Source organism: Bradyrhizobium sp. BRP20, assembly GCF_020194215.1.
GTDB classification, from domain to species: Bacteria; Pseudomonadota; Alphaproteobacteria; order Rhizobiales; family Xanthobacteraceae; genus Bradyrhizobium; species Bradyrhizobium yuanmingense.
The window spans coordinates 55,277-80,901 of the sequence record NZ_JADYVY010000006.1 but is presented as its reverse complement, the minus strand read 5'-3'; the positions used below and the strand labels follow the sequence as shown (position 1 = coordinate 80,901).

Sequence of the window (25,625 nt, the reverse complement as noted above, 5' to 3'; positions counted from 1 at the left end):
CGCTGCCCTGAGGGGTCCACGGCAAACCGAGGGCTCGTCGTGACGCTTCAGTAGTGCTACGGGGCCTTCGCCGGCGCCGGCTCCTCGGCGCGCTTATCGATCACCTTGTCGACCAAGCCGAACTCCTTGGCGTCGTTCGCAGTGAGGAACTTATCGCGTTCCAGCGCATCCTCGATCGACTTGTAGGTCTGGCCGGTGTGCTTGACGTAGATCTCGTTGAGCCGCTTCTTCAGGTTCAGGATCTCCTGGGCGTGCAGCATGATGTCGGTTGCCTGGCCCTGGAAGCCGCCGGAGGGCTGGTGCACCATGATGCGCGCGTTCGGCAGCGAGAAGCGCATGTCCTTCTCGCCGGCGCAAAGCAGCAGCGAGCCCATCGAAGCCGCCTGACCGGTGCACAGGGTCGAGACCGGCGGGCGGATGAACTGCATGGTGTCGTAGATCGCAAGGCCCGACGTCACCACGCCGCCCGGCGAGTTGATGTACATCGAGATTTCCTTCTTCGGATTTTCCGCCTCGAGGAACAGGAGCTGCGCGACGATCAGCGTCGACATGCCGTCCTCGACCGGGCCGGTCACGAAGATGATGCGCTCCTTCAAAAGGCGCGAGAAAATGTCGTAGGCGCGCTCGCCACGGTTGGTCTGCTCGACCACCATGGGCACGAGGTTCATGTAGGTTTCAACCGGATCGCGCATGAGTCACCTAGGGTTTCGGAGACGGACATCGCCGGGCTGGCTTGCCAGCTTGGCTGGATTTGCCGGAAGGCGAATGGACGTCCTGTGATGCAGGAACTTGGGTAAGAAGCAGAAAGGCGTAGCGACAGATATAGCCCATTTCGCTTCTGACAAGTGCGCAGCGCATTAAGGCTTAATCCGTGGGGCAGTTGAAGCTGATTCGCACAAAGAGGCCCAGCCGGCCACCTGGCTAGCTGGGCCTCTTCGCTCATCATCCTTAATAGCGGACTATCTCAAACCCTTCAGGCCGCGGTCTTTTCCGCGTCGTCGTCCTTGTAGAGGTCCTCGCGCGAAACCTTCTTCTCGGTCACGTTGGCTAGCTCGAGGATGAAGTCGACCACCTTGTCCTCGTAGATCGGCGCACGAAGCTGGGCCAACGCCTGGGCGTTGTTGCGGTAGAAGTCCCAGACCTCCTTTTCGCGGCCGGGCATCGAGCGCGCGCGCTCGATCACGGCGCGGCCGACCTCGTCATCGGTCACCGTGATCTTGTTCTTCTCGCCGATCTCGGAGAGCACGAGGCCAAGCCGCACGCGGCGATCGGCGATCTTGCGATACTCCTCCTTTGCCTTGTCCTCGGTGGTGTCCTCGTCGGCAAAGGTCTTGCCGGCGGAGTCCATCTCGGCCTTGACCGAGTTCCACATCAGGCTGAACTCCTCGTCCACCAGCGAGGGCGGCGCCTCGAAGCGATGCGCCTCGTCGAGGCGGTCGAGCAGCGCGCGCTTGACGCGCTGGCGCGTGGCGGTGGCGAACTCGGCGGTCAGGCGCTCGCGCGCGGCCTCTTTGAGCTTGTCCAGCGATTCCAGGCCGAGCGACTTGGCGAACTCGTCGTCGATCGCAAGGTCCTGCGGCGCCTCGATCAGGGTCGCGGTGGTCTCGAACTCCGCCGGCTGGCCGGCGAGCTTGTCGTTCATGTAGTTCTTCGGGAACGACACCTTCAGCGTGCGCGTCTCACCCGCGCCGATGCCGATGAGCTGCTCCTCGAAGCCCGGAATGAAGGTGTTGGAGCCGATCAGGACCTGGATGCCCTCGCCGGTGCCGCCTTCGAAGATTTCGCCGTTGATGCGGCCCGTGAAGTTGATGGTAACGCGGTCGCCCGACTCAGCCTTGGTACCCTCGCCCTTGGCGGCATAGGTGCGGTTGGAATCGGCGATGCGCTTGATCGCCTCGTCGACATCGGCGTCGGTGACATCAGCAACTGGCTTCTCGACCTGGAAGCTCTTGAAGTCGGCGAGCGCGATCGCCGGCACTACTTCGATGGCGACCGTGTAGGTCAAATCCGTCTTGCCGCTCAGCAGCTCCTCGACCTCGGCCTGTTCGCTCGGCATGGTGATTTTCGGCTCGGTCGCAAGGCGAAAGCCGCGCTCGGAGAACAGCTGCGTGTTGGTGTCGCGGATGGTCTGGTCGATGGTCTCGGCCATGACCGAGCGACCATAGACCTTCTTCAGATGCGAGACCGGCACCTTGCCCGGACGGAAGCCGTTGATACGGACCTTGTCCTTGAGGTCGACGAGCTTGGCGCCGGCCTTGGCGTCGAGATCAGACGCGGGAACGCTGATCTTGAACTCGTGCTTCAAACCTTCCGAGAGGGTTTCTGTGACCTGCATGGCGTCCAATCTTCTTTTCGTTCGGCCCCGGCACGTCGCGCGCCGGGACGCTGTCGTTAATCGATCCGGCGCGAGGCAAACGCCTTCACGCCGGTGGTTCATCGGACCCGCTCCAGGCGGATGATCATCCGCGCGGAAGCAGGCCTCGTAATCCGTGCAAACGCGATAAGCGCTTGGTGCGGGCGGAGGGACTCGAACCCCCACAACTTTCGTCACTGGAACCTAAATCCAGCGCGTCTACCAGTTCCGCCACGCCCGCGTGAATTCGCATCAAGACCGGCCGCGATGCCGCGGGCGGCCGGGCTTATAGCATGTGCCTGACTGTTCGCAGCAAAAAAATGGCCTGATGGAGGCAAGCTTCAAGTAGGCACTGCGGCTGGACTTATCCAGCACGGCGTGGTCCGGATCGTGCCATGACAACGCGGATCCATGCTCCCCATCGGCGCGAGGTTTTGGCCGGCTTAGGGGCCTCGGCAGCCGGGCTGATCGTGGGCGGTGCAGGCCCATCCGTCACGGCCCAGCTCGCGCTGCAGGCGAGACCGGCAACGCTGGCTTTGAGACCGGGTCAGCCGGCTACACCAATCTGGGAGCTGGCCGCCGTAAGCCACCTCAGAGACGTGCGTCTCAAGCGTTTCGACCGCTGCCAGGTGGTCTTCAGCAACAACCTCCCTGTGCCGATTGCGCCAGTCTGGTACAGCCTCCACGCGCCGATGGCCGCCGACCCGCTCCGCGGCCGCGCCCCGGCAGCGCCGGATGCGACAGAAACATCAATTATTTCAGTGCCTAATGCAGGCACCCTGCTGGCCGACTTCCGCCTCTTCGAGCACCGCCTGCAGCAGCCCGCACGCGCGCTTCCGATCATCGTGGCCGAAACCGGCCCGGTCGCCGTCGATCGTGATGAGCTCCTGCTGATCCAGGAATGGCGCCTGCGGCCGGATGGCACCGCGGTCCCGCCGGGCCAGGACCCGAAGGACACGACGCCGCTTTACACAATCAACGGCAAGACTTCATTCGAACTCTCAGCTTCGGCGGGCGAGCGGCTGCGGCTACGCTTCATCAACGGCTCGCAACGCTCTGTTCTCGCAATCAAATTGGAAAACCACGAAGTCCGTGTGATGGCCCTCGACAGCCAGCCGGCCGAGCCGTTCCCCGCGCGCAACGGCGCGTTGGTGCTGGCCCCGGGGGCGCGGACCGACGCCTTCGTGGATGCGGCCAGTTCGGCCCCGTTTATGCTGCATGACGGCAAGGCGGTGCGCCAGGTCGGACACCTGACTGTCTCCGGGAAGCTGAAGCGCGCTCCGCTGCCGCCGCCCCAACCGCTCCCGCCGAATGATCTGCCCGAGAAGCTCGAGCTGAGAGGCGCCCTGCGGTTCGATGTCGCGCTCGGTACGGCCGATGCCGGCTGGGCACGGCCCGCGACCTTCTCCACCGCCTCCGCCCCTGCCTTCCGCGCCAAGACCGGCCGCACTGTGGTCCTGGCGCTGCAGAACCCCGCCCCGGTCACCACCGTGTTTCACCTGCACGGCCACCATTTCCGGCTGCTCGACAAGCTCGACGACGGCTGGAAGCCCTATTGGCTCGACACGCTCGCGATCGAGCCTGGCCAGACCCAGCGCATCGCGTTCGCCGCGACCTCGCCCGGACGCTGGCTGATCGAATCCGTCGTGACCGACTGGGCCGCGCCGCGGCTGGTGCGCTGGTACGGGGTGGAGTGAACGTTCAGTATTCGATGCCCAGCGCGTCATAGATCCGCCGGTGCACGGCCGGCAGCGTCTCGGTCAGATCCTCCGCGATCAGGCCCGGCCCAGCTTCGCTTCCCGCCTCGCCATGCATCCAGACGCCGATGCTGGCGGCCTCGAACGCCGGCACGCCTTGCGCCAGGAGCCCGGCGATGATCCCGGACAGCACGTCGCCGGCGCCGGCCGTGGCGAGCCAGGGCGGCGCATTGGCGGCGATGGTGGCGCGGCCGTCGGGGGCGGCGATTGTGGTGTCCGGGCCCTTCAGCAGCACGACGGCGCCGCAGCGCTCGGCGGCGGCGCGGACGCGCTCGAGCTTGGAGCGGCCGGGATGCTTGTTGCTGAGGTCGGAGAACAGGCGCGGAAACTCGCCTTCGTGCGGGGTCAGCACCACCGCATTGTCCTGCGAGGACTTGATCGATTCGAACAGGCGCTCGGGGGTTGCGGCAAAGCTGGTCAGCGCATCCGCATCGAGCACCAGATGCCGCTGCGCGGTAAGCGCGGTGTGGACGAGATCGCAGGTGCGCTCACCGATGCCCGCACCGGGGCCGATGATGCAGGTGTTGTAGCGTTTGTCGCCGAGCAGCTCGCCGAACTCGACCGCGGTATCGACGGGGCGCACCATCACCGCGGTGAGCGCGGCAGCATTGATCGCGAGCGCATCGCGCGGGCTCGCCAGCGTCACGAGGCCCGCGCCGGCGCGCAGCGCGCCGCGCGCGGCGAGCCGTGCCGCGCCGGTCGCGGCTGCGTCGCCCGAGACCGCGAGCACGTGACCGCGCGCATATTTGTGGCCATCGATGCGCGGCACCGGAAAGGCCGCGCCCCAGAGATCCGGATCGTTCTCGAAGGTCTGCGGCGCGATCTCCTCCAGCACCTGCGCATCGATGCCGATGTCGGCAACGCGCACACGGCCGCAATGCATGCGCCCGGGCAACAGCAGATGCGCCGGCTTCTTTCGGAAGAAGGTGACGGTCTCGGTGGCGTTCACCGCCACGCCCATCACGGCCGCGCTGGTGCCGTTGATGCCGCTCGGCAGGTCGACCGCCAGCACCGGGGCACCGTTGGCGTTGATCGCCTCGATCATGGCGCGCGCTTCGCCATCCACGGTGCGGCTGAGGCCGGCGCCGAACAGCGCATCGATGATCAGCGCAGGCCTGCCGATCGCCTGCGGGTTGAACGGCAGCACCGGGTGCTTCCAGCCGCGCGCGGCCGAGGCGGCATCGCCCTGGAGCTGGTCCCGCTCGCACATCAGGATCACCGAAACCTCGCGCCCCTGCGCGGCGAGCTCGGCCGCGGCCACGAAACCGTCCCCGCCATTGTTGCCGGGGCCGGCGACGATCAGGATCGGCCCCTCCTCCACCAGCGCATGGGCGGCCTCGGCGACCGCCTGGCCGGCGCTGAGCATCAGCTTGAAACCGGGCGTGCCGGCCGCGATGGCAAGCTGGTCGGCTCGCTGCATTTCGGCGTTGGTCAGAACTTCCATGCCACTTCCTAGTACAAACGCCTCTTGAACAGGCATCTTTTGCGCCGATCCGGCGGTGGGAACGTCGAAATGAACATATATTGAACCGTTTGCCTATTTTGCGGTCTTCGGTATTTTGTGCAGGTCGGCACCATCACTCAGAGATGCTCGTTAAAAGGCTGATAACGCTCCGATAATCAGGGCATTTGCAACTTGGCATAGACCCTGCTTTCGAGGAAGCCGCTTCGGTTCGTCGTGCTCACTGACATCTTGAAGGGCGTGGCCGGCCGCTGTTGCCGGACGGGTCAGGGATCCCGGCACAGAGAAGACAAGATCGTGCGTTGAGAAATGCGCGTCCTGACGAAGACGTTGCTATTGGATCGAAAGGCCGGGAGTCGCGCAGTGAAGAAAATCGAAGCCATCATCAAGCCATTCAAGCTCGACGAGGTGAAGGAAGCGCTTCAAGAAGTCGGTCTGCAGGGCATCACCGTCACCGAGGCCAAGGGCTTTGGCCGGCAGAAGGGTCACGCCGAACTTTACCGCGGCGCAGAATACATCGTCGACTTCCTGCCGAAGGTCAAAATCGAGATCGTGATCGGCGACGATCTGGTCGAGCGCGCCATCGACGCAATCCGCCGCGCCGCGCAGACCGGCCGCATCGGCGACGGCAAGATTTTCGTCTCCAACATCGAAGAGGCGATCCGCATCCGAACCGGCGAATCCGGGCTGGACGCTATCTGAACCGGGTGCTATCCCGCATTTTGCGACACTCTGACAAGAAATAAGGCTGCTTCGGCGGCCTGATTTCATTTGTGCGGTCGCGCGCGAACTCGCCAAAAGCGAGAACAATCTTGCTCACCTGGAAACCGACCCGCAGAGCCATAAGGGGTATGCATGAAGACCGCCAAAGACGTCCTGAAATCGATCAAGGACAACGACGTGAAGTACGTCGACCTGCGCTTCACCGATCCGCGCGGCAAGTGGCAGCACGTCACGTTCGACGTCAGCATGATCGATGAAGACATCTTCGCCGAAGGGACGATGTTCGACGGCTCCTCGATTGCCGGCTGGAAGGCGATCAACGAGTCCGACATGTGCCTGATGCCCGATCCGGTGACCGCGACGATCGACCCGTTCTTCGCCGAGACCACCATGGTCATCACCTGCGACGTGCTCGAGCCGACCACCGGCGAGCCCTATAACCGCGACCCCCGCGGCATCGCCAAGAAGGCCGAGGCGATGGTGAAGTCGATGGGCGTGGGCGACGCCGTGTTCGTCGGCCCCGAAGCCGAGTTCTTCGTGTTCGACGACGTGCGCTTCTCCTCCACCCCCTACAACACCGGTTTCCGCCTCGACTCCTCGGAGTTGCCGACCAACTCCGACACCGAATATGAAGGCGGCAATCTCGGCCACCGCGTCCGCACCAAGGGCGGCTATTTCCCGGTTCCGCCGCAGGACTCCGTGCAGGACATGCGCTCGGAAATGCTCGGCGCCATGGCCAAGATGGGCGTCAAGGTCGAGAAGCATCACCACGAGGTCGCTTCCGCCCAGCACGAGCTCGGCATGAAGTTCGACACGCTGACGCTGATGGCCGACCACATCCAGATCTACAAATACTGCATCCACCAGGTCGCGCACATCTACGGCAAGACCGCCACCTTCATGCCGAAGCCGGTCTACGGCGACAACGGCTCGGGCATGCACGTGCACCAGTCGATCTGGAAGGACGGCAAGCCGGTGTTTGCCGGCAACAAGTACGCCGACCTGTCGGAGACCTGCCTCCACTATATCGGCGGCATCATCAAGCACGCCAAGGCGATCAACGCCTTCACCAACCCGTCGACCAACTCCTACAAGCGTCTGGTCCCGGGCTATGAAGCCCCCGTGCTGCTCGCCTATTCCGCGCGCAACCGCTCGGCGTCGTGCCGCATCCCCTACACCGCCTCGCCGAAGGCCAAGCGCGTCGAGGTGCGCTTCCCCGATCCGCTCGCCAATCCCTATCTCGGTTTCGCCGCGATGCTGATGGCCGGCCTCGACGGCATCAAGAACAAGATGGATCCGGGTCCGGCCATGGACAAGGACCTCTACGATCTGCCGAAGGAAGAGCTGAAGCAGATCCCGACCGTGTGCGGCTCGCTTCGCGAGGCGCTCGAAAACCTCGACAAGGACCGCGCCTTCCTCAAGGCCGGCGGCGTGTTCGACGACGACTTCATCGACGCCTATATCGAGCTGAAGATGACCGAGGTCGAGCGCTTCGAGATGACCCCGCACCCGGTTGAGTTCGACATGTACTATTCGGGCTAAGCGGTCCGAACTATCCGCGACAAGCAAAAGGCGCTTCCGGAAGGAGGCGCCTTTTCGTTTGAGGGGTCTCGACCGCTACCACGTCGCCGTGAACGCCCGCTGCAGCTCGGCCGGAGCCGTGGCGCCCGCTCGCGATCAGCACCTCGCCGCTTTCTGTTACGGGTTGTCAGGTCGCGGCATCAAATGGTCGAGCAGGCCGGTGGGGAGCGGAAACACCACGGTCGACGAGCGTTCACCGGCGATGTCGTGCAGAGCTGCGAAGTAACGTAGCTGCATTGCCTGAGGCTCCTGCGCCAGAATCCGGCCGGCTTCGACGAGCTTTTCGGCGGCCTGCTGCTCGCCCATCGCATTGATCACCTTGGCTCGCCGCAAGCGCTCCGCCTCAGCCTGTTTGGCAATCGCGCGAACCATGGTTTCGTTGATATCGACGTCCTTGATCTCTATGCCGGTGACCTTGATGCCCCAGACGTCAGTCTGCTTGTCGAGAATCTCCTGGATATCGGCGTTCAACCGGTCGCGCTCGGCAAGCATCTCGTCGAGCTCATGCTTGCCGAGCACCGAACGCAACGTGGTCTGGGCGAGCTGGCTGGTCGCCGCCATGTAGTCGCCGACCTTGATGATGGCGCGCTCGGGATCGACGATGCGGAAGTACAGGACGGCGTTGACCTTGACGGAGACGTTGTCCCGCGAAATCACGTCCTGCGGCGGCACCACCTGCACCATCACCCGCAGATCGACCTTGACGAGTTGCTGCACGATCGGGATGAGGAGTATCAGGCCCGGGCCCTTCACACCGGTAAAGCGGCCGAGCGTGAAGACGACGCCGCGCTCGTATTCGCGCAGGATTCGAATGGCCTGGGATAGAAACACGATGACAAGCAGCGCAAGCGCCGCATACGTCAGATATTCCAGCGTCATGATGTACCTCCCTCGCCTGTCCGGGCGGGTGTGCGGCGTATCAGCAGCGTCAGGTCGACGACATTGGCGACCTCTACCGTCTCTCCGGGCTTGAAGGTTTCGGCGCCGCGCGCCTGCCAGCGCTCACCATGGGCGAAGACATGACCTTCGTTCCCGTTCCAGTCGAGAACCTCGGCGGGCAAGCCGCGCATGGCCTGTGCGCCGACCAGCGCAGGAGCTTTGCGGACGCGCCGAAGTGAGCCAAGCACGATCAGAACAAAGCCGCTGAACACGACCGCAGTGGTGCCGATCACCCACCAGGACAGTTGGTATCCAGGCGCCTCGCTCCTGAAGAGCATCATTGCTCCCAGCACGAAAGAGATGATCCCGCCGAAGCCGACCACCACGGTCGGGTTGAAGGCTTCGACGGTGAGAAGCACGAGTCCCACCAGCATCAGGGCGAGGCCGGCATAGTTGATCGGCAGCAAATTGAGCGCGTAGAGGCCGATCAGCAGGCAGATCGCGCCGATAACTCCGGGGGCGACGGCTCCGGGAGACATGAACTCGAAGATCAGGCCGTAGATGCCGACCATCAGGAGAATGAACGCCACGTTCGGGTTGGTGATGACCGCCAGGAACCGGGATATCCGTCCGGGCTCGATGGCTTCGACGACAGCATCCTTTGTTGCGAGGCGTCGCGTCCTGCCGCCTGCGAGCTCCACCACACGGCCATCAACCTGCCGCAGCAATTCAGCCTGATCGCGCGCGACGAGATCGATGGCATGTGCCTCCAGCGCGCCGTTGGCGGAGAGTGTTGCGGCCTCGCGGACCGCCCTCTCCGCCCACTCCGCATTGCGGTTGCGCAGCTCGGCGAGGCTTCGGATGAAGGCGACGGCATCGTTCGTGGCCTTCGCCGTCATCGCGTCCTTCGGCTCATCCTTCTTGTCTTTGCCATCCTTGTCGGGTGTGCCGCTCGGCAGGCCCGGCAGCGGCCCGCCAATCTGGACCGGCGTCGCTGCACCGATGTTGGTACCTGGTGCCATCGCCGCGATGTGGGTCGCGTAAAGGATATAGGTCCCCGCACTCGCCGCGTGGGCGCCGGAGGGAGCGACGTAGCCAATGACAGGGACGGGCGAGGCGAGCACATCCGCGATGATCTCGCGCATGCTGGAATTGAGCCCGCCGGGCGTGTTCATCCTCAGAAGCACGACCTCGGCGCGCCGTTCGCTCGCCATGGCCAAAGCCTCCCGGACGTAGCTGGCTGACGCCGGGCCAATCGCCCCGTCGATCGAAACAACAAGGGCTACGCGCTTGCTCTCCTCCGCTGAGCTGGGAAGGAGGCAGCAGCTCAAAGCCACGACGGTGATCGCCGCAACGAGGGCCGCCTTCATGGTCTGCACGGCACGGGCTCCCTTGCAGAGCATATGGTAATTCTTCTCATGAACCTCAATGCTGCGCTTGGAGATCAACATTGCGATTGTGCAACGCAATGGGAATGCCCATGCAGGATTGCCGAGGCGCTCGGCCTCGGCGAGCGTACGTTGAACCGAAAATTCCAGGACTCACGCACGAGCCGCCGCAATCCTTCATCATGCGCAGCCGTGTCGAGCACGCGCGCACCCTGCTGGAATCGACGACGCAGCCGATGAAGACCATCGCGCGCGCTGCCGGCTATGAGGATGAGAGCAGCTTCCGCAAGCTGACACTGATGTCACGCAATCCTATCGCGCGCGACGGATGGAGCGGGCGGTGTGAGGCTGGTGCCGGTGGCATGACCGATGGACGCAGTCCGGTCGCGGCGCTCTCGCTGGGCACAGCCTGAGCGCATCTACGATTTAACACGGTAGAGAAATCCTGCGCCACGGAGCGGCCATCAGCTTTCGTTCTGCATCTGACTCCAATTCGTTCTCAAAGAACAAATCAGAGCCGCAAAAACCAGGACGGAGCAATTCTACTGATTGGTTTACTCCGTCGGAAATTCGGGATGCACCTTGGATAAACAGTCCTCGTAGGGCGGATTAGCCGAAGGCGTAATCCGCCTACTGCGTGCGACGCTCACGCACGTTCGCCAAAGTTACCATCCGCGTTGCTATCTCCTGCCCAATCCGCCGGAAACAGTCCGGCCTCGACATCTCGGTGAAATGACGAATGCGGCCAATCCAACACGCGGGTCACATATCCGTGCTTGACTGGGTTGATGTAGCAATACTCGATATGGCGTGCATAGTCGGTTTCGTCGCGGATGAGGTGCTCCCAGAACCGGTTCTGCCATACGCCACGCTCCCGTCTTGCGATCTGTACAGCGGTTAAAGGCTCTGTCTTCGGCAGGGACTTCGCGAAGCGCATTTTGATCAATCTCCACCGCATCGAAAAGTCGGCATCGCCGCGGGGAAGCGTCCAGACCGCATGAAGGTGGTCCGTAAGCACGACAAACGCATCGATAGTGAACGAATAGTCCCGACGGGTCGCTGCAACGGCCGCGCGCAGCGCTGCGATGTGCTCGACGAGCAGCCGCTGCCTACGATCATGAAGATTGACCGTGAAGAATCAGCAGCCACCTGGAACAAATGCACGGCGGTAATTCGGCATTGCAGCTGCCCCATGAACTAAAGATGGCGGATTACGCCTTCGGCTAATCCGCCCTACTCAGTCCAAGCCGAGTGCGCAACGTGGCAGAAGCTGGATTCCCGGCTCTGCGCCGCAACGCTCCGCGTTGCAGCTGGTCCGGGACACGACCGCGGCTACGCCTCCGCCTTCTGCCTTGTCACCAGCGCCTCGCCAAAGGCCTCGAACAGCTTGCGGTTGATCGGATTGTGCTGCGGGTCGTACTCCGCGTGCCATTGCACGCCGAGGGCAAAGCTCGGGGCTTCCGCGATGCGGATCGCCTCGATGGTGCCGTCCTCGGCGATGCCTTCGATCAGCACGCGCTTGCCGGGATCGAGAATGCCCTGTCCGTGCAGCGAATTGACCCGGATCTTCTCGCAGCCGAGAATCGTGGCGAAGGCGCCGCCGGGCGTCAGCTCGACGTCGTGGCGGTCGGCGAACACCACGGTCGGATCGGGATGGATCTCGCCGTTCTCGAGCCGGGGCATGCGGTGGTTCATGCGGCCGGGGATCTCGCGGATCTCGGGATGCAGCGAGCCGCCGAAGGCGACGTTCATCTCCTGCAGGCCGCGGCAAATGCCGAACAGCGGAATGCCGCGGGCGACGCAGGCGACCGACAGGGCCAGCGCAACTTCGTCGCGGTGGATGTCGTAGGGTTCGTGCTTCTCGCAGGGATCGACGTTGAAGCGGGTTGGGTGAACGTTGGCCCGGGCCCCGGTCAGGATGATGCCGTCGACGGTATCGAGCAGCGCCGGGATATCCGTGATGTCGGGGGCTCCAGCGAACATCAACGGCAAGCCGCCGGAGACTTCGGCCACGGCGCGCAGGTTTCGCTCGCCAACCATCTGGACCTGAAATCGATTCTCGACGCGATAGGAATTTCCGATCACGCCGACGACCGGCTTTCTCATCTGTCGTTCCGCGCCTCCCGATAAGAAGATTCCCCAAAGATGCCCCTCCGATGGAACAAATTCAACAGAGGGGATCGCGGGACGGCAATGCTATTTTCGCGCAAATGCCTCCCGGGCGTCCAACCCGCCCTCCACGGGCAGACCCGCGGCCCTCAGCGCAATTGCCGCTGTCTCGCCCGGCGCGGTCAGCCAGGGAAGCTTGGCCTCGATTCCGCGCGTCACGGGCTCCCCGAGCACGCCTCCGAAGTCGATCGGCCAGAACCCGTTGGGCACCACCTCGGCGGAGAAGCCGCGGATCGCATAGCCCTCGCCCAGGATTATCTCTGCCTTGTCGCTGGCGACAAGGCGCGCGGTGTTGGGATCCCCGAGATCGCCAAAGCTCACGAGCGCGGGGATGAGCTCCCCTTGCACCGGGACAACGCCGGACTGCCGGCTCATGTCCTTGAACGACACCCGGTTGCCGCGCGCGGCGCCATAGGCGCGGAGCGCCACATAGTTGATGTCGTCGAGGTCGAGCTTGGCGCCCTGCTGGTGCGCCAGCAAGACCACGATGTTCTTGCCTTGGCCGAGATCGACGAACACGGCCTCCCCGCGCGTCGTGGTGCGGCCGCTGCGGTTATAGTTGCGATCGGGCACGACAGCGAGAATGGCCGACCCGGTCTTGATCCCGGCGGGCGTCGTCACCTCGACCGTTAGGCGGTATTTGTGGTCCGGCCGGTTGATCCGGATCTGGTCGCCGCCGACGAGCAAAGCCAACAGCCCGAGCAGACCGGCCCACTTGCTGATAACGCCCAAGCGCTCCTCACTTCCTTTTCGCCACCGCTCTGCACCGTTCGCGCGGCAGCGTCAAACCGGCGCGTTGCCGCTCTTGATCGCGGGGCTATCGGGGCTTTTCCCTGCAGTCATCCTTCGAGACGCCCGCTTTAGGCGGGCTCCTCAGGATGAGGGCGGAGTGCGTGGCTACAGTTTCAACAGGCACTGATCCAGATTAGCCTCATCCTGAGGAGGCGCGTAAGCGCCGTCTCGAAGGACGAGGCGTGCGCGCAGGCCTCCGCCAAAAGTGATCTGCGATAGCCCTGCTCTTGATCGGAAGCGTGTTTGTCGAAAGAGTGCTCCCATTGCAGCCACCAAAGACAGGATACGATGTGACCTTTCCCGCAGATGAACGATCTCGCTCCCGTGCCGACCTCGCGCGGGATCAGGCCTGGGCGATCGCGGCCGGAGGCATCGGCGTCGTTCTGTTCACCGCGCTGCTCGCCTTCACCTGGTATTTTGCCGCCACCCTGCTGCTGATCTTCACCGGCATGCTGCTCGGCCTCGGTCTCAACGCTCTGGTCAATGCGCTCGGCCGCCGGGTCCAGCTGCCTCACACGATCCGGCTTGCAATCGTCTGCGTTGCGCTCGCTTTGCTGCTCGCGGGCGTCGCCTATCTCGGCGGCGCCACCATTGCCGAACAGGCCTCGCTGCTGAGCAAGACCATCAAGTCGCAGATCACCAATGTCAGGTCCCTGCTCGAGAGCCACGGCATCGACACCAGCTTCTTCGACCTCGGCAACGCTGCCTCGGACCCCGCCGCCAACACCTCCTCGGAGGCAACGCCCGCGCCGGCAACGCCTTCGCGCGCTCCGCTGCCCAGTGCCGGCACGCTCGCCTCCAGCGGCGGGGCGATCGTGAGCCAGACCCTCAAGCTGCTGCTCGGCACCATTCACGGCGTCGGCAACATCTTCATCGTGCTGTTCCTGGGCCTGGCCTTCGCCGCCCAGCCCAGCGTCTATCATGACGGCCTGCTGTTCCTGGCACCGGCGCGGCACTGTACCCGTTTCGCCATCGTCATCGACCGTATCGCTGAAACGCTCGAGCGCTGGCTGATCGCCCAGATCATCGTCATGATCGCGGTCGGTGTCGTAACCTGGATCGGACTTGCCGTCATCGGCATCCCCGGCGCGTTCATCCTAGGAATCCAGGCGGGCCTGCTCGCCTTCATCCCCACGGTGGGAGCCATCATCGCCGGCGTCATCGTGGTGTTGGCGAGCCTCGCCTCCGGCTGGATCCCCGCTTTGTCGGCATTTCTGCTGTTCATGGGCGTGCACGCCATGGAAAGCTACGTGCTGACGCCGATCCTGCAGCGCCAGGCACTCGACATCCCGCCGGCCACGCTGTTCGCGTTCCAGATCCTGCTGGGCGTCGTGTTCGGCATCTGGGGCCTGGCGCTGGCGCTCCCGCTGGTCGCGATCGCCAAGGTCATGATCGACCATGTCAAGACCTACGAGGCGTCGCCTCTCGCGGAGGCGGCCTAGAGCATGATCCGGACCCGGAGGACCGCGTTAGCGGAAAGTGTGGAGCGGTTTTCCGATAAGATCATGCTCCCGAGATAAAGCCTCAGGTCGTCAGCACGGTCTCGGTGTGCTCGACCTCGGGAGGCGCGGCAAAATACTGGCCGACCAGGCCGCGCCATTCGGTGAAATTCTCCGAGCCGCGGAAGTCCACAGTGTGGTTCTCCAGCGTCGCCCATTTCACCATCAGCCGGTAACGCTGCGGCTTCTCGATCGACTTGTGCAGCTCGAAGCCGTGAAAGCCCTTGGAGCGGCCGAAAGCGGCCTTGGCCTTGGCAACGGCGGCCTCAAAATCCTTCTCGCTGCCCGGCTTGACGTCAATTTGCGCGATCTCGGTGATCATCGGCTTTCCACCCTTTTGTTGATGGCCGTGTCTACCGCAGATGGCGACAAAGAAAAAGGCGCTGAAGCGGCGCCCTGCCCGGTCTGGAAATGCAGGCCTGTCAGGCGAACAGCAGGACCGTGCCCGCGACGATCAGCGCACAACCCGCGAACAACACGAACGGCCAGTAGCTGCGTTGCTGCGTGTAGCGGCCTTGCGCACGACGCTCGGTGATCAGCGCGCTCTCGTATTCGTCCGCAGTGGAGAACAGACAGGCGAAACCGCCGCGGGCCGAGGCAGCTTCGGCTTCGAGCGACATCAGGGCGGCTTGCGGATTCCGTCGACGGATCGATTCCATGACCACGATGGTAGGGATCGAATGGTAAACAGAGATTTACCGCAAGCCCGCCCTGCATGCTCACGCGGTGACCGGACGCGCCTGCGATGCGCCGGTCCGCGCCGCGCTCTGGCGGCGCCAGTTCTCCAGCGACAGCGGCAGCTCCTCGGCCGCCTCGACGCGGTTGCGGCCGCCGCGCTTGGCCTGGTAGAGCGCGGTGTCCGCCGAGGCCAGCAGCACCTCCAGCTCGGTGCCGGCCGGACCTCCGGCAACGCCGATGCTGACGGTGGTATCGACCGGACCTTCGTCGACCACGACGCCGGAGGTCTCGAACGCCTCGCGCACGCGCTCGGCGACCAGCACGCCCTCCTCCAGTGAGCATGGCAATAGCGCGGCGAACTCCTCGCCGCCGATGCGGCCCGACAGGTCGGAGATGCGCAAATTGCTGACCACGACGGTGGAGAACAGCTTCAGCATCTCGTCGCCGGCGGGATGGCCGAAGCGGTCGTTGATCGATTTGAAATGGTCGATGTCGAAGATCATCACGGTCACCGGCCGCCCGGCCTTGGCCTCGCGCTCGATCACGCGCGCACAAGCCTCCGAGAAGCCGCGCCGGTTGAGCATGCCGGTCAAGGGATCGGTCGATGCCGCCGTCCGGTGCGCGGTGACGGTGCGTTCCGACACCAGCATGAAGATCACGAACACGGTACCGACGGCATAGAGTATGAGCTCGACCGCGAACACGGTGACCCAGATGCTCGAGGAGAAGCCGGCATCATGCGGGCGCAGGAAGCTGCCGATCAGGATCGGCAGCATCAACACGCAGCCGTGCATCACCGGCATCACGAAGGCGGGCCAGCGCCGTTGCACGCTCTTGCGCCGTTCGGTCCAGAGCTCGCTCGCCGTCAGGGCCGCGTACACCGAGACGATGCCGGCACCGACGAGCATGCGCAGCATCGATGAAGCGGGATCGAGCAGCGTCGCAGCCGCGACCCAGGCGAGCGCGCCGAGCACGAGCCCCGGCCAGTTCGGGTTGCGGCCGTGGAAGATGCGCGCTGCGTTCCAGACCATGCCGCAGGCGACGAAACCGACCGCGTTCAGTGCGAGGTAAATGTGCGGCCCCAGCCTGTCGCCCGCCGCGGTCCATAGTGCGACGGATGCGGCACCGAGCAGATAGGCGGTGCCCCACCATTTCAGCGCCGGGCTGTTCTCCTGCTTGCCGAAAAACACCATCATGGCGCCGAGCAGTGCGGCGACCATGGTGGCGACCAAATAGAGCGTGATGCTATCGAGCGACATCATGTCGGCCCCCTCTAGAACATAGCAGTTACGCGATCGGCCCAGCCGATTTGCGCGCCCTTCCGAAGGCGACGCTAGGTCTCGCGGGTTCCATTCAGGTTTTCGCCGGTCCCTAAGTTTTCAGGAAACACGCCATCAATTTGCATACAAACGAACAACAAAAAGGGCGCTGAAATCAGCGCCCTTTTGCATCTCATTGAAGCCGCTTTCGCGGCGAATGCGACAAAAGCGATTAACGCTTCGAGAACTGGAAGGACCGGCGGGCCTTGGCCTTGCCGTACTTCTTGCGCTCGACCACGCGCGAGTCGCGGGTGAGGAAGCCGCCCTTCTTGAGCACGGAGCGCAGCTCCGGCTCGAAATAGGTGAGCGCCTTGGAGATGCCGTGACGGACCGCGCCGGCCTGGCCGGACAGGCCGCCGCCGGCGACGGTGCAGATCACGTCGTACTGGCCCGAACGCTGGGCCACGGAGAACGGCTGCTCGATCATCATGCGCAGCACGGGACGGGCGAAATAGACCTCGACCTCGCGCGAGTTGACGGTGACCTTGCCGGCGCCCGGCTTGATCCAGACGCGGGCGACCGCGTCCTTGCGCTTGCCGGTGGCGTAAGCGCGGTTGAACTTGTCGACCTTCTTCTCGTGCTTGGGCGCCTCGGGCGCGGCCGCCGTCTTGAGCTGCGAGAGCTGGTCGAGCGACTGAATGGATTCGGCCATGTTATGCGGCCCTCGTGTTCTTGCGGTTCAACTTGGCGATATCGATCTTCTCGGGCTGCTGCGCCTCGTGCGGATGATCGGCGCCGCCGTAGACACGGAGGTTACCCATCTGCACGCGGCCGAGCGGACCACGCGGGATCATGCGCTCGACGGCCTTCTCGAGCACGCGCTCGGGATGACGGCCTTCGAGGATCTGGCGCGCGGTGCGCTCCTTGACGTGGCCGACATAGCCGGTGTGCTTGTAGTAGGTCTTCTGCTCGCGCTTGCGACCGGTGAGGACCGCATGCTGCGCGTTGATGATGATGACGTTGTCGCCGCAATCGACGTGCGGGGTGTAGGTCGGGAGGTGCTTGCCGCGCAGGCGCATGGCGACGATGGTGGCGAGGCGGCCGACGACCAGACCCTTGGCGTCGATCAGCACCCACTTCTTCGTCACCTCAGCCGGCTTTGCCGAAAAGGTTTTCATGTCGGAGTTTCCGTGGACGGGAGATATCGGCGCGAACACCGCACCAGACTGCGCGCGGTTCTAGAGAAGAGCGGCGCAACGGTCAATGCCTCAGAGCCGAAAATAACTAAGCAAACTCAATAACTTAAAAATATGGTGCGATATTACCTGTAAAAAGCTCAAACGTTTGGAATGGAATAGGTCGAGGTGACATGGGCGATCGGATCGGGTGAGGTCCCGGACAAGAGGTTCACCTCCCCGACCGCAAGGCGCTTGCCGAGCTTGAGCAGCCGGGCCTCGGCCAGCACGTCCTGCCCGGGCTGGCCCTTGCGCAGGAAGTTGATGTTGAGATTGGTGGTGACGGCGAGCCCGATCGGCCCGATCGCGGACAGCAGCACCACGTACATCGCGAAATCCGCGAGCGCCATCAGCGTCGGCCCGGACACGGTTCCGCCGGGCCGCAACATCCGTTCGCTGTAGCGCTGGCGCAAGAGGCTGGTCTGGCCGTCCGCGCTCTCGATCGTGATGTCGTCACCGCTGAAGGCCTGGGGAAACTCGTCACGGAGGAACCGCTCGAGCTCCGCCACGCTCATTTTCGCTAACGCCATGCCGTCCCCACCCTCGCTTCGCCTGCCCTGTTACATTAAGTTATCGGTGTCATCCAATTGCAATCATCTAGCGGAAGTCGCGTCAATGTCCGTTCAGGCCGCCCGCGCCCCCACCCCGCAACCGCCGATCCTGCTGCGCGAGATCGTCGGCAGCGTCGCCGTGCTCACGCTGAACCGACCAGCCGCGCGCAACAGCCTTTCCGAGGCGATGATCGGACAGCTGCATGCGAGCCTCAACGCAATCGCGGAAGACAAGCACATCCGCGCGGCCGTCATCGCGGCCAACGGCCCCGCTTTTTCCGCCGGCCACGACATAAAGGAACTGACCGCGCGCCGCACCGATCCGGATCGGGGTCGGGCTTATTTTGCGCAGATCATGACGGCCTGCAGCGCCATGATGCAGGCCGTCGTGCATCTGCCGAAGCCCGTGGTCGCGGCCGTCCAGGGCATCGCGACCGCTGCCGGCTGCCAGCTCGTCGCCAGCTGCGATCTTGCGATCGCATCGCACGAGGCGAAGTTCGCTACACCCGGCGTCGATATCGGCCTGTTCTGCTCGACCCCGATGGTGGCGCTGTCGCGCAACGTCCCGCGCAAGCAGGCCATGGAGATGCTGCTGACGGGCGAGCCTGTCACGGCCGACCGCGCCCGCGAGATCGGGCTCGTCAACCGTGTCGTTCCCGCCGGCACCGAACTCGGCGCCGCGATCGAGCTCGCGCAACAGGTCGCGTTGAAATCCGCCTACACGATCAAGCTCGGCAAGGAGGCCTTCTACCGCCAGGCCGAGATGAGCCTTGCAGACGCCTATCGCTATGCCGCAGAGGTGATGACCGAGAACATGATGGCGCGCGACGCCGAGGAAGGCATCGGCGCCTTCATCGAGAAGCGCGCGCCGACATGGCGGGATGAATGACCCCCGCCAACAAGAAAAGATAAGTGATGAACCACGACGCCTATCCCGACAATTACATCCGCGGCATCCTCAACAGCGTGAAATCCATCGCGATGGTCGGGGCCTCGCCGGTCAATGTGCGGCCGAGCTATTTCGCGTTCAAATACCTGATGCAGCGCGGCTACGACATGATCCCGGTCAATCCCGGCCATGTCGGCAAGGAGCTGCTCGGAAAGCCGTTCGTCGCATCACTGTCGGATATCGGCCGCCCCGTCGACATGGTCGACATCTTCCGCAACTCCAGCCACATCATGCCCGTCGTCGAGGAGGCGCTCACGCTCGACCCGCTGCCGAAGGTGATCTGGATGCAGCTCGGCGCGCGCGACGATGCGGCGGCCGCGAAAGCGGAATCAGTCGGGATCAAGGTGGTCATGAACCGCTGCCCCAAGATCGAATATGGCCGCCTGTCGTCAGAAATCTCCTGGATGGGCGTGAATTCGCGCACGCTCAGCTCCAAGCGCGCGCCGGCGCCGACGCAGGGCATGAGGCTGTCCCTCAATCGGATGAGTGTCGGCGGTGGCGACACCGCCGCATCGGATCGCGCTGCGAAGAACAAGAGCGAGCAAAGCTGACGCGATTGCGAAGGCTTCGTTTCGCAAACGCGACAATGCGCAGCACGATCGTTCCCAAAATGATTCCGATGTGACGCCGCGCCTTGACGGCGGGCACGGCGCCGATCAGCATGCCGCGCGAATTTCAGGCCACAAGAACAGGACGCCCAAATGAGCGATCGCCTTCCGGGATTTTCAACGCTCGCCGTGCATGCCGGTGCACAGCCCGACCCCACCACCGGCGCGCGCGCGACTCCGATTTATCAAACGACCTCTTTCGTCTTCAACGATGCCGATCACGCCGCCTCGCTGTTCGGCCTGCAGGCGTTCGGCAACATCTATACCCGCATCGGTAATCCTACCAATGCGGTGCTGGAAGAGCGCGTCGCCGCGCTCGAAGGCGGCACGGCCGCGCTCGCGGTCGCTTCCGGCCATGCCGCGCAGGTCGTGGTGCTGCAGCAGCTGCTTCAACCCGGCGACGAATTCATCGCCGCGCGAAAGCTCTATGGCGGCTCGATCAACCAGTTCACGCACGCCTTCAAGAGCTTTGGCTGGAACGTGGTGTGGGCCGATCCCGACGATATCGCGAGCTTCGAGCGTGCGGTGACGCCGCGCACGAAAGCGATCTTCATCGAGTCCATCGCCAACCCCGCCGGCAGCATCACCGACATCGAGGCGATCTCGACCGTGGCGCGCAAGGCGGGCGTGCCGCTGATCGTCGACAACACGCTGGCTTCGCCCTATCTGATCCGTCCGATCGATCATGGCGCTGACATCGTCGTGCACTCGCTGACGAAATTCCTGGGCGGCCACGGCAACTCGCTCGGCGGCATCATCGTCGATGCCGGCACCTTCGACTGGTCCACGGGCGGCAAGTACCCCATGCTCTCGGAGCCGCGCCCGGAATATCACGGCATCCGGCTGCAGGAGACCTTCGGCAATTTCGCCTTCGCGATCGCCTGCCGCGTGCTGGGCCTGCGCGACCTCGGACCGGCGTTGTCGCCCTTCAACGCCTTCATGATCCTGACCGGCATCGAGACTCTGCCGCTGCGCATGCAGAAGCACTGCGACAATGCCAAAGCCGTTGCCGAATACCTCGCGGGACATCCGGCGGTGGCCTCGGTGAGCTATGCCGGGCTGCCGAGCGACAAGTACAATCAGCTCGCGCGCAAATACGCACCAAAGGGCGCCGGCGCGGTGTTCACCTTCAGCCTGAAGGGCGGCTATGACGCCGGCGTCAGCCTGGTGTCGAAGCTGCAGTTGTTCTCGCACCTCGCCAATGTCGGCGACACCCGCTCGCTGGTGATCCATCCGGCCTCGACCACGCACAGCCAGCTCGACGACGCCGCCAAGATCAAGTCCGGCGCCGGCCCGGACGTGGTCCGGATCTCGGTCGGTATCGAGGACAAGGAAGACCTGATCGCGGATCTGGAACAGGCGCTGGGGACGTAGCGCCTGGGAACGACGGCGGCCGTTTTGGCCGCCGTCGGTTAACCCTCATTAACCATATCTGCCTCATACATCGTGCTTGGATCGCCCCTTTGATTCGGAGCCGACGATGCTGCGCTGGATGGTGCCCGCTCTGGCTGTGATGCTGACGGCCTCGGCGGCCATTGCCGCCGATCTGCCGGCGACGCCGAAGCGGCGCGCGGCCGGGCCGCCGCAGGACCCACCTCAGGTCTATGTCGAGACCAATCCGGATGCGCTGATCTCGCCGGCCTACGGCATCGGCAGCTACATCCGCAACCTGCCGGGCACGCCGCTGCTGCCGGGCTCCCACACCTTGCCTGGCTATTACGGCCGCCCCTGGAGCTACGATTATCAGGGCGCCTATTACGGCGGGAAACAGGTCGATTATTTCTGGCGCCTGCCCTATGCGTGCGGCGTCTACGGCTATTGCTGATCAGCCGGGCTGATGGTGATCAGCCGGGCTGACCCACGGGGACCGCGCGCGGCTGCGCCTGCACAGACTGCCGTGACGCCAGCCGCTCCACCTGCATCACTGCCAGCGTCAACACCACGATCGCAACCGCCTGGTGGGTCAGCGCGAGATCGATCGGCACCTGGTTGAGCAGCGTGAGGATGCCGAGCACCGCCTGCACGCTCACCGCCGCGAACAGCCACAACGCGCCGCTCGCGGCCGCACCTGCACGCGAGCGCACCGCGTCGATCGCATGCAGCAGCGCCAGCACGATCAACACGTAGGCGGTCATGCGGTGCTCGAACTGCACCGTCAGCACATTGTCGAACATGTTGCGCCACCACGGCGTCTCGAACCACAGCCGTTCCGCCGAGGGGATGAGCGCCCCATCGATCTCAGGCCAGGTGTTGTAGGCCCGCCCGGCACGCAAGCCCGCGACCAGCGCACCGAAATAGATCTGCACGAAGGTCACCGCGAGCAGCACCGCGCTCGTGAACCGCAGCCGAGCCGGCGCCGCGATCTGCGGCCGCTGCTCGAGCCGCCGCACCGTCCAGACGATCCCCGCGAAAATCAGGAGCGCGAGCGAAAGATGCGTCGCCAGCCGATATTGCGACACCTCGGTGCGTTCCGTCAGGCCCGAGGCCACCATCCACCAGCCGACCGCCCCCTGGAGGCCGCCGAGCGCAAACAGCAGCCACAGCCTGCGCTTCAGCTCACCCGACAGTCCGCCGCGCCAGAGGAAGAACAGGAACGGCAGCAGATAGGCGACGCCGATGAAGCGGCCGAGCAGCCGGTGGCTCCACTCCCACCAGAAGATCGTCTTGAACTCGGACAGGCTCATGCCTGAATTCAGCTCGCGATATTGCGGGATCTTCTTGTAGGCCTCGAACGCCTCGGCCCATGCCGCTTCCGACAGCGGCGGAACACTGCCCGTGACCGGCTTCCATTCGACGATCGATAGGCCCGATTCCGTCAGCCGTGTCGCACCGCCAACCAGCACCATCAGTGCGATCAGCGCGGCCACACAGATCAGCCACCAGCGCACGGCGCGATGCGGCTCGGATGGGGCGGAATTCGTCGTCATTTCAAGGACAAAACCAAGCCTGTGGCGAAGAGACTTGAACCCGGTTGAGTGCCCCTTATAGTCCCCCGCTCCCGCAGCGCAAGTAACGCGAAAGCCTTAAAGTTCCCGCCATGACGATCCGCACCCGCAAGTTCCTCGGCGCCATCCTGCTCCTGGTGCTGGCCACCGTTTGGGCCCTGCTCGGCATGGCGGCGGCGCAGATGCCGTGGATCGCCGAATCCGGCTGGCGGCAGGCGATCTACTACGTCGTGGTCGGCATGGGCTGGGTGCTGCCGGCGATGCCGATCGTGAGCTGGATGCAGCGGCCCGATCGCCTCAGGTCTGGCTCGTAGCGCTCCCGGTCGGCCGCACCGGCGCAAAAGCGGCGCCCGACACCAGCACGCGCAGCATCCGCAGCGAGCGCACCCGCCCGTCCCAGGAGATCCGCGGGAGCGCGCGCAAGTTCGTCCGTCCCTCCGCCTCCACGATGCCCGGGATCGTCGAGGCCGCGCTGGCGAAGCCCGCCTGCTCCGCCATCACGACGTGGCTGCGCCGGAACGAAGCGCGGTCGCCGAACGGATAGGCGAAATGCCTGATCTCGCGGTTGAAAGCCGATTCCGCCACGGCCTTGCCCATCGTCATCTCGCGCAGTGCGGCCGCGTCCTTCATGTTGGCCAGCATCGGATAGTTCACCGTTGCGCTGCCGATCGTCACGAGCGGATCGCCGGCGAGCCTGGCGAGGTCCTCCCAATCCATCGACGCCTCGCGCGAGAGCGCGGCGAGGTCGATCCGGTAGCGCGTACAGAGATCGGCGATCGCGGCCGACAGATCCGCCGGCGGCAGCGAGCGCAGCCAGCTCTCCAGATGCGAGAACAGCGCCTGCTTCCCGGCCTTGTCGGCGACCGTGAAGCGCTGCTCCTTGTCGCCCATCATCAGGTCGATGCGGCTCTCGCGCGCGATCACCTGCTCCAGGGCGAGCCACCAGGCCTCGCCGACGCCGTCGGGAAAAGCGGTCGGCACATAGATCGTAAAAGGCACGGCGTGACGCGCCAGCACCGGATAGGCGAAGGTGATGAGATCCTTGCCGGCGCCATCGAAGGTCAGCGCCACGAAGCGACGCTTCTCCGGCAGCATCACCGCGCGCCGGCAGACCTCGTCCATGCCGAGAAAATCGTAGTTCCACCGCTTCAGCGCGCGGATGGCGCGATCGAGGAATTGCGGCGTAATCTCGTGCTCGCGTAGCGGCTGAAATCCGCGCCGCCGAGGCCGCACGTAGCGGAAACGCAGGATGGCGCCGGCACCGCGACTGCGCAGCATGGCCTGGCCGGTGAACCAGGCCAGCTCGAGGCGCAGCCGTTCCAACCATCTGTCGTCGGAAGCCAAAATCCCACCCTTCGCGCGCGCCGGCGGTCAGTTCCCTCGCCCCAGTCATTACCCTTTGTTGACCTTTGTTTGCAAAGGTCGGCCACGGGCCGAAATACGTATTTTCGATTTCTCGACAGGTTTCGCGAATGACCATGGCTGCGGCGATGCAAAGCCGGACGGCAGAAGCGCCAGCGCGGTCGAGAGCGAGCCGTATCGCGCGAGTGGAGATCGTCACGGATCTCGCCGAGGCCGAGGCGGTCTGGCGCGGCTTCGAGGCGAGCGGCCATCTCTTCACGCCCTACCAGCGCTTCGACCTGCTCGATCCGTGGCAGCGGCTGGTCGGCGCCCGTGAAGGTGCCCGGCCGTTCATTGTGATCGCCCGCGACGCCGATCGGCGCCCGCTCCTGCTGCTGCCGCTCTCGCTGCGGCAGGGCCACGGCGTGCGCACCGCCGGCTTCATGGGCGGCAAGCACACAACCTTCAACATGGGCCTGTGGAACGCCGAGTTCGCAGCAGAGGCCGCCAGCGCCGATCTCGATGCACTGCTTGCGCCGCTCGGCGAGCACGCCGACGTGCTCGCACTGACACAGCAGCCCGAGCGCTGGCACGACCAGCAAAACCCGTTTGCAGCCCTGCCGCGGCAGCGCCCGATCAACGGTTGCCCGCGACTGGTGATGGAGCCGGGCGGCCCGCCGGCCTCGCGGATCAGCAATTCCCTCCGCCGCCGCCTCAAGAGCAAGGAGAAGAAGCTTCAGTCCCTCGCCGGCTACCGCTATCACCTGGCGACGTCGGACGCAGACATCATTCGCCTGCTGGATTGGTTCTTCCGTGTCAAGCCGGCGCGGATGGCGGAGCAGAAGCTGCCGAACGTCTTCGCCGAACCTGGCGTCGAGCAGTTCGTCCGCAGCGCCTGCCTCGCGCCGCGCGGCGAAGGTCATGTCATCGACATCCATGCGCTCGAATGCGACGAGGAGGTGATCGCGATCTTCGCCGGCGTCGCCGACGGCGAGCGCTTCTCGATGATGTTCAACACCTACACGATGTCCGAGCACGCCCGCTACAGCCCCGGCCTGATCCTGATGCGCTACATCATCGACCGCTACGGCGAACGCGGCTACCGCTCGCTCGACCTCGGCATCGGCTCGGACGATTACAAGCGGATGTTCTGCAAGGACGACGAGGCGATCTTCGACAGCTTCGTCCCCCTGACCTCGCGCGGCAAGCTCGCGGCCATGGCGATGTCCTCGCTCAGCCACGGCAAGCGGCTGGTGAAGCAGAACCAGATGCTGTTCGACATGGCCCGCCGGCTACGGCAGGCGTTCGGGTAGCTCTTTCCACTTGCACGGCTGTCTTCCCTTCTCCCCTTGTGGGAGAAGGTGGCGCGAAGCGCCGGATGAGGGGTATGCCTCCGCGAGCTCGAATGGAAAGGTGAACTCGCGGAGAGATACCCCTCACCCGTCTCGCCGCTAAC

General features: G+C 64.4%; 26 protein-coding genes, 1 tRNA gene and 1 pseudogene. 11 read left to right on the top strand and 17 right to left on the bottom strand.

All coding sequences use genetic code 11. From position 1 onward, the window contains the following. Positions 1–56: 56 nt before the first annotated feature. The 3 genes from I6F33_RS16105 to I6F33_RS16095 all read right to left on the bottom strand — a co-directional run bounded on the left by I6F33_RS16105 (position 57) and on the right by I6F33_RS16095 (position 2,594). On the bottom strand, positions 57–692 hold the full coding sequence (locus tag I6F33_RS16105; RefSeq protein ID WP_025036638.1) for an ATP-dependent Clp protease proteolytic subunit: 636 nt from the start codon (positions 690–692) through the stop codon (positions 57–59). Between the two features lie 281 nt (positions 693–973). Next, complete coding sequence (gene tig / locus I6F33_RS16100; RefSeq protein ID WP_036010284.1) at positions 974–2,335, bottom strand: trigger factor; 1,362 nt, start codon at positions 2,333–2,335, stop codon at positions 974–976. A 174-nt stretch (positions 2,336–2,509) separates the two neighbouring features. Next, a tRNA-Leu gene (locus I6F33_RS16095) sits at positions 2,510–2,594 on the bottom strand. Positions 2,595–2,748: 154 nt separating this feature from the next. Here I6F33_RS16095 and I6F33_RS16090 point away from each other — a divergent pair. Then, the gene (locus tag I6F33_RS16090) at positions 2,749–4,050 is read left to right on the top strand and encodes a multicopper oxidase family protein (protein ID WP_036010287.1); all 1,302 of its coding nucleotides are present in this window, start codon (positions 2,749–2,751) and stop codon (positions 4,048–4,050) included. Between the two features lie 4 nt (positions 4,051–4,054). On the opposite strand, the gene I6F33_RS16085 is transcribed toward I6F33_RS16090, so the two are convergent. Further along, positions 4,055–5,554, bottom strand: a complete 1,500-nt coding sequence (locus tag I6F33_RS16085; RefSeq protein ID WP_036010289.1) for a bifunctional ADP-dependent NAD(P)H-hydrate dehydratase/NAD(P)H-hydrate epimerase — start codon at positions 5,552–5,554, stop codon at positions 4,055–4,057. Positions 5,555–5,935: 381 nt separating this feature from the next. On the opposite strand from I6F33_RS16085, the gene I6F33_RS16080 reads away from it, so the two are divergent. Further along, complete coding sequence (locus I6F33_RS16080; protein ID WP_007603495.1) at positions 5,936–6,274, top strand: P-II family nitrogen regulator; 339 nt, start codon at positions 5,936–5,938, stop codon at positions 6,272–6,274. 153 nt (positions 6,275–6,427) lie between these two features. Further along, positions 6,428–7,837 (top strand): type I glutamate--ammonia ligase, encoded by a 1,410-nt coding sequence (gene glnA / locus I6F33_RS16075; RefSeq protein ID WP_036010292.1) that lies wholly within the window; start codon positions 6,428–6,430, stop codon positions 7,835–7,837. A 156-nt stretch (positions 7,838–7,993) separates the two neighbouring features. Here the strand turns inward: glnA and I6F33_RS16070 are convergent, their stop codons facing one another. Both I6F33_RS16070 and I6F33_RS16065 read right to left on the bottom strand, forming a co-directional pair. Continuing rightward, positions 7,994–8,755 (bottom strand): slipin family protein, encoded by a 762-nt coding sequence (locus tag I6F33_RS16070; protein ID WP_036010294.1) that lies wholly within the window; start codon positions 8,753–8,755, stop codon positions 7,994–7,996. Beyond that, a complete protein-coding gene (locus I6F33_RS16065) occupies positions 8,752–10,134 on the bottom strand; it encodes a nodulation protein NfeD (RefSeq protein WP_225143275.1) in 1,383 nt (460 codons plus the stop codon). The genes I6F33_RS16070 and I6F33_RS16065 overlap by 4 nt, the downstream gene beginning before the upstream one ends. Positions 10,135–10,325: 191 nt before the next feature. On the opposite strand from I6F33_RS16065, the gene I6F33_RS16060 reads away from it, so the two are divergent. Continuing rightward, positions 10,326–10,556, top strand: coding sequence for a hypothetical protein (locus I6F33_RS16060; RefSeq protein WP_249786998.1), 231 nt, complete (start codon positions 10,326–10,328; stop codon positions 10,554–10,556). Between the two features lie 233 nt (positions 10,557–10,789). Here I6F33_RS16060 and I6F33_RS16055 read toward each other — a convergent pair. The 3 genes and pseudogenes from I6F33_RS16055 to I6F33_RS16045 form a co-directional block, all read right to left on the bottom strand. Continuing rightward, a pseudogene (locus I6F33_RS16055) lies at positions 10,790–11,323 on the bottom strand (transposase). A 152-nt stretch (positions 11,324–11,475) separates the two neighbouring features. Beyond that, positions 11,476–12,249 (bottom strand): gamma-glutamyl-gamma-aminobutyrate hydrolase family protein, encoded by a 774-nt coding sequence (locus I6F33_RS16050; protein ID WP_036025392.1) that lies wholly within the window; start codon positions 12,247–12,249, stop codon positions 11,476–11,478. A gap of 90 nt (positions 12,250–12,339) precedes the next feature. Beyond that, the gene (locus tag I6F33_RS16045) at positions 12,340–13,044 is read right to left on the bottom strand and encodes a hypothetical protein (protein WP_225143273.1); all 705 of its coding nucleotides are present in this window, start codon (positions 13,042–13,044) and stop codon (positions 12,340–12,342) included. A 350-nt stretch (positions 13,045–13,394) separates the two neighbouring features. Here I6F33_RS16045 and I6F33_RS16040 point away from each other — a divergent pair, with 350 nt between their 5' ends. Next, the gene (locus I6F33_RS16040; protein ID WP_225143271.1) at positions 13,395–14,546 is read left to right on the top strand and encodes an AI-2E family transporter; all 1,152 of its coding nucleotides are present in this window, start codon (positions 13,395–13,397) and stop codon (positions 14,544–14,546) included. A gap of 82 nt (positions 14,547–14,628) precedes the next feature. Here I6F33_RS16040 and I6F33_RS16035 read toward each other — a convergent pair whose 3' ends face one another. The 6 genes from I6F33_RS16035 to I6F33_RS16010 form a co-directional block, all read right to left on the bottom strand. Continuing rightward, positions 14,629–14,925, bottom strand: coding sequence for an antibiotic biosynthesis monooxygenase (locus I6F33_RS16035; protein ID WP_025036647.1), 297 nt, complete (start codon positions 14,923–14,925; stop codon positions 14,629–14,631). 100 nt (positions 14,926–15,025) lie between these two features. Then, positions 15,026–15,262 (bottom strand): hypothetical protein, encoded by a 237-nt coding sequence (locus I6F33_RS16030; protein ID WP_036010312.1) that lies wholly within the window; start codon positions 15,260–15,262, stop codon positions 15,026–15,028. A 60-nt stretch (positions 15,263–15,322) separates the two neighbouring features. Further along, complete coding sequence (locus I6F33_RS16025; RefSeq protein ID WP_225143269.1) at positions 15,323–16,543, bottom strand: diguanylate cyclase; 1,221 nt, start codon at positions 16,541–16,543, stop codon at positions 15,323–15,325. 229 nt (positions 16,544–16,772) lie between these two features. Beyond that, the gene (rpsI, locus tag I6F33_RS16020; protein WP_018642439.1) at positions 16,773–17,252 is read right to left on the bottom strand and encodes a 30S ribosomal protein S9; all 480 of its coding nucleotides are present in this window, start codon (positions 17,250–17,252) and stop codon (positions 16,773–16,775) included. 1 nt (position 17,253) lies between these two features. Next, the gene (rplM, locus tag I6F33_RS16015) at positions 17,254–17,718 is read right to left on the bottom strand and encodes a 50S ribosomal protein L13 (RefSeq protein ID WP_018642440.1); all 465 of its coding nucleotides are present in this window, start codon (positions 17,716–17,718) and stop codon (positions 17,254–17,256) included. A gap of 158 nt (positions 17,719–17,876) precedes the next feature. After that, positions 17,877–18,305 carry a PaaI family thioesterase gene (locus I6F33_RS16010; protein WP_024341189.1) on the bottom strand — a complete coding sequence of 143 codons (429 nt, stop codon included), beginning with the start codon at positions 18,303–18,305 and terminating at the stop codon, positions 17,877–17,879. A gap of 85 nt (positions 18,306–18,390) precedes the next feature. Here I6F33_RS16010 and I6F33_RS16005 point away from each other — a divergent pair, with 85 nt between their 5' ends. From I6F33_RS16005 to I6F33_RS15990, 4 genes are all read left to right on the top strand, one after another. Then, positions 18,391–19,215, top strand: coding sequence for an enoyl-CoA hydratase (locus I6F33_RS16005; protein ID WP_225130780.1), 825 nt, complete (start codon positions 18,391–18,393; stop codon positions 19,213–19,215). A gap of 26 nt (positions 19,216–19,241) precedes the next feature. Further along, the gene (locus I6F33_RS16000) at positions 19,242–19,826 is read left to right on the top strand and encodes a CoA-binding protein (RefSeq protein WP_036010322.1); all 585 of its coding nucleotides are present in this window, start codon (positions 19,242–19,244) and stop codon (positions 19,824–19,826) included. A gap of 150 nt (positions 19,827–19,976) precedes the next feature. Further along, the gene (locus I6F33_RS15995) at positions 19,977–21,257 is read left to right on the top strand and encodes an O-acetylhomoserine aminocarboxypropyltransferase (RefSeq protein WP_036010324.1); all 1,281 of its coding nucleotides are present in this window, start codon (positions 19,977–19,979) and stop codon (positions 21,255–21,257) included. Positions 21,258–21,363: 106 nt separating this feature from the next. Beyond that, entirely contained in the window at positions 21,364–21,708 is a 345-nt protein-coding gene (locus I6F33_RS15990) for a hypothetical protein (RefSeq protein ID WP_225143266.1), read from the top strand. Positions 21,709–21,727: 19 nt separating this feature from the next. Here the strand turns inward: I6F33_RS15990 and I6F33_RS15985 are convergent, their stop codons facing one another. After that, complete coding sequence (locus I6F33_RS15985) at positions 21,728–22,810, bottom strand: COX15/CtaA family protein (protein ID WP_109143558.1); 1,083 nt, start codon at positions 22,808–22,810, stop codon at positions 21,728–21,730. 110 nt (positions 22,811–22,920) lie between these two features. Here I6F33_RS15985 and I6F33_RS15980 point away from each other — a divergent pair, with 110 nt between their 5' ends. Beyond that, positions 22,921–23,142 (top strand): DUF2842 domain-containing protein, encoded by a 222-nt coding sequence (locus tag I6F33_RS15980; protein ID WP_036010340.1) that lies wholly within the window; start codon positions 22,921–22,923, stop codon positions 23,140–23,142. On the opposite strand, the gene I6F33_RS15975 is transcribed toward I6F33_RS15980, so the two are convergent. Further along, positions 23,126–24,172, bottom strand: coding sequence for a polysaccharide deacetylase family protein (locus I6F33_RS15975; protein WP_225113083.1), 1,047 nt, complete (start codon positions 24,170–24,172; stop codon positions 23,126–23,128). The genes I6F33_RS15980 and I6F33_RS15975 overlap by 17 nt on opposite strands. A 128-nt stretch (positions 24,173–24,300) precedes the next feature. Here I6F33_RS15975 and I6F33_RS15970 point away from each other — a divergent pair, with 128 nt between their 5' ends. Further along, positions 24,301–25,482 carry a GNAT family N-acetyltransferase gene (locus tag I6F33_RS15970; protein WP_225125141.1) on the top strand — a complete coding sequence of 394 codons (1,182 nt, stop codon included), beginning with the start codon at positions 24,301–24,303 and terminating at the stop codon, positions 25,480–25,482. The last annotated feature ends 143 nt before the right edge of the window (positions 25,483–25,625 follow it).

Excerpts from the sequence above, each read along its gene's own strand:
- I6F33_RS16105 (WP_025036638.1), bottom strand. The coding sequence starts at position 692 with ATGCGCGATCCGGTTGAAACCTACATGAACCTCGTGCCCATGGTGGTC.
- tig (WP_036010284.1), bottom strand. The coding sequence starts at position 2,335 with ATGCAGGTCACAGAAACCCTCTCGGAAGGTTTGAAGCACGAGTTCAAG.
- I6F33_RS16090 (WP_036010287.1), top strand. The coding sequence starts at position 2,749 with ATGACAACGCGGATCCATGCTCCCCATCGGCGCGAGGTTTTGGCCGGC.
- I6F33_RS16085 (WP_036010289.1), bottom strand. The coding sequence starts at position 5,554 with ATGGAAGTTCTGACCAACGCCGAAATGCAGCGAGCCGACCAGCTTGCC.
- glnA (WP_036010292.1), top strand. The coding sequence starts at position 6,428 with ATGAAGACCGCCAAAGACGTCCTGAAATCGATCAAGGACAACGACGTG.
- I6F33_RS16070 (WP_036010294.1), bottom strand. The coding sequence starts at position 8,755 with ATGACGCTGGAATATCTGACGTATGCGGCGCTTGCGCTGCTTGTCATC.
- I6F33_RS16060 (WP_249786998.1), top strand. The coding sequence starts at position 10,326 with ATGCGCAGCCGTGTCGAGCACGCGCGCACCCTGCTGGAATCGACGACG.
- I6F33_RS16050 (WP_036025392.1), bottom strand. The coding sequence starts at position 12,249 with ATGAGAAAGCCGGTCGTCGGCGTGATCGGAAATTCCTATCGCGTCGAG.
- I6F33_RS16035 (WP_025036647.1), bottom strand. The coding sequence starts at position 14,925 with ATGATCACCGAGATCGCGCAAATTGACGTCAAGCCGGGCAGCGAGAAG.
- I6F33_RS16030 (WP_036010312.1), bottom strand. The coding sequence starts at position 15,262 with ATGGAATCGATCCGTCGACGGAATCCGCAAGCCGCCCTGATGTCGCTC.
- I6F33_RS16025 (WP_225143269.1), bottom strand. The coding sequence starts at position 16,543 with ATGATGTCGCTCGATAGCATCACGCTCTATTTGGTCGCCACCATGGTC.
- rpsI (WP_018642439.1), bottom strand. The coding sequence starts at position 17,252 with ATGGCCGAATCCATTCAGTCGCTCGACCAGCTCTCGCAGCTCAAGACG.
- rplM (WP_018642440.1), bottom strand. The coding sequence starts at position 17,718 with ATGAAAACCTTTTCGGCAAAGCCGGCTGAGGTGACGAAGAAGTGGGTG.
- I6F33_RS16010 (WP_024341189.1), bottom strand. The coding sequence starts at position 18,305 with ATGGCGTTAGCGAAAATGAGCGTGGCGGAGCTCGAGCGGTTCCTCCGT.
- I6F33_RS16005 (WP_225130780.1), top strand. The coding sequence starts at position 18,391 with ATGTCCGTTCAGGCCGCCCGCGCCCCCACCCCGCAACCGCCGATCCTG.
- I6F33_RS16000 (WP_036010322.1), top strand. The coding sequence starts at position 19,242 with ATGAACCACGACGCCTATCCCGACAATTACATCCGCGGCATCCTCAAC.
- I6F33_RS15995 (WP_036010324.1), top strand. The coding sequence starts at position 19,977 with ATGAGCGATCGCCTTCCGGGATTTTCAACGCTCGCCGTGCATGCCGGT.
- I6F33_RS15990 (WP_225143266.1), top strand. The coding sequence starts at position 21,364 with ATGCTGCGCTGGATGGTGCCCGCTCTGGCTGTGATGCTGACGGCCTCG.
- I6F33_RS15985 (WP_109143558.1), bottom strand. The coding sequence starts at position 22,810 with ATGACGACGAATTCCGCCCCATCCGAGCCGCATCGCGCCGTGCGCTGG.
- I6F33_RS15980 (WP_036010340.1), top strand. The coding sequence starts at position 22,921 with ATGACGATCCGCACCCGCAAGTTCCTCGGCGCCATCCTGCTCCTGGTG.
- I6F33_RS15970 (WP_225125141.1), top strand. The coding sequence starts at position 24,301 with ATGACCATGGCTGCGGCGATGCAAAGCCGGACGGCAGAAGCGCCAGCG.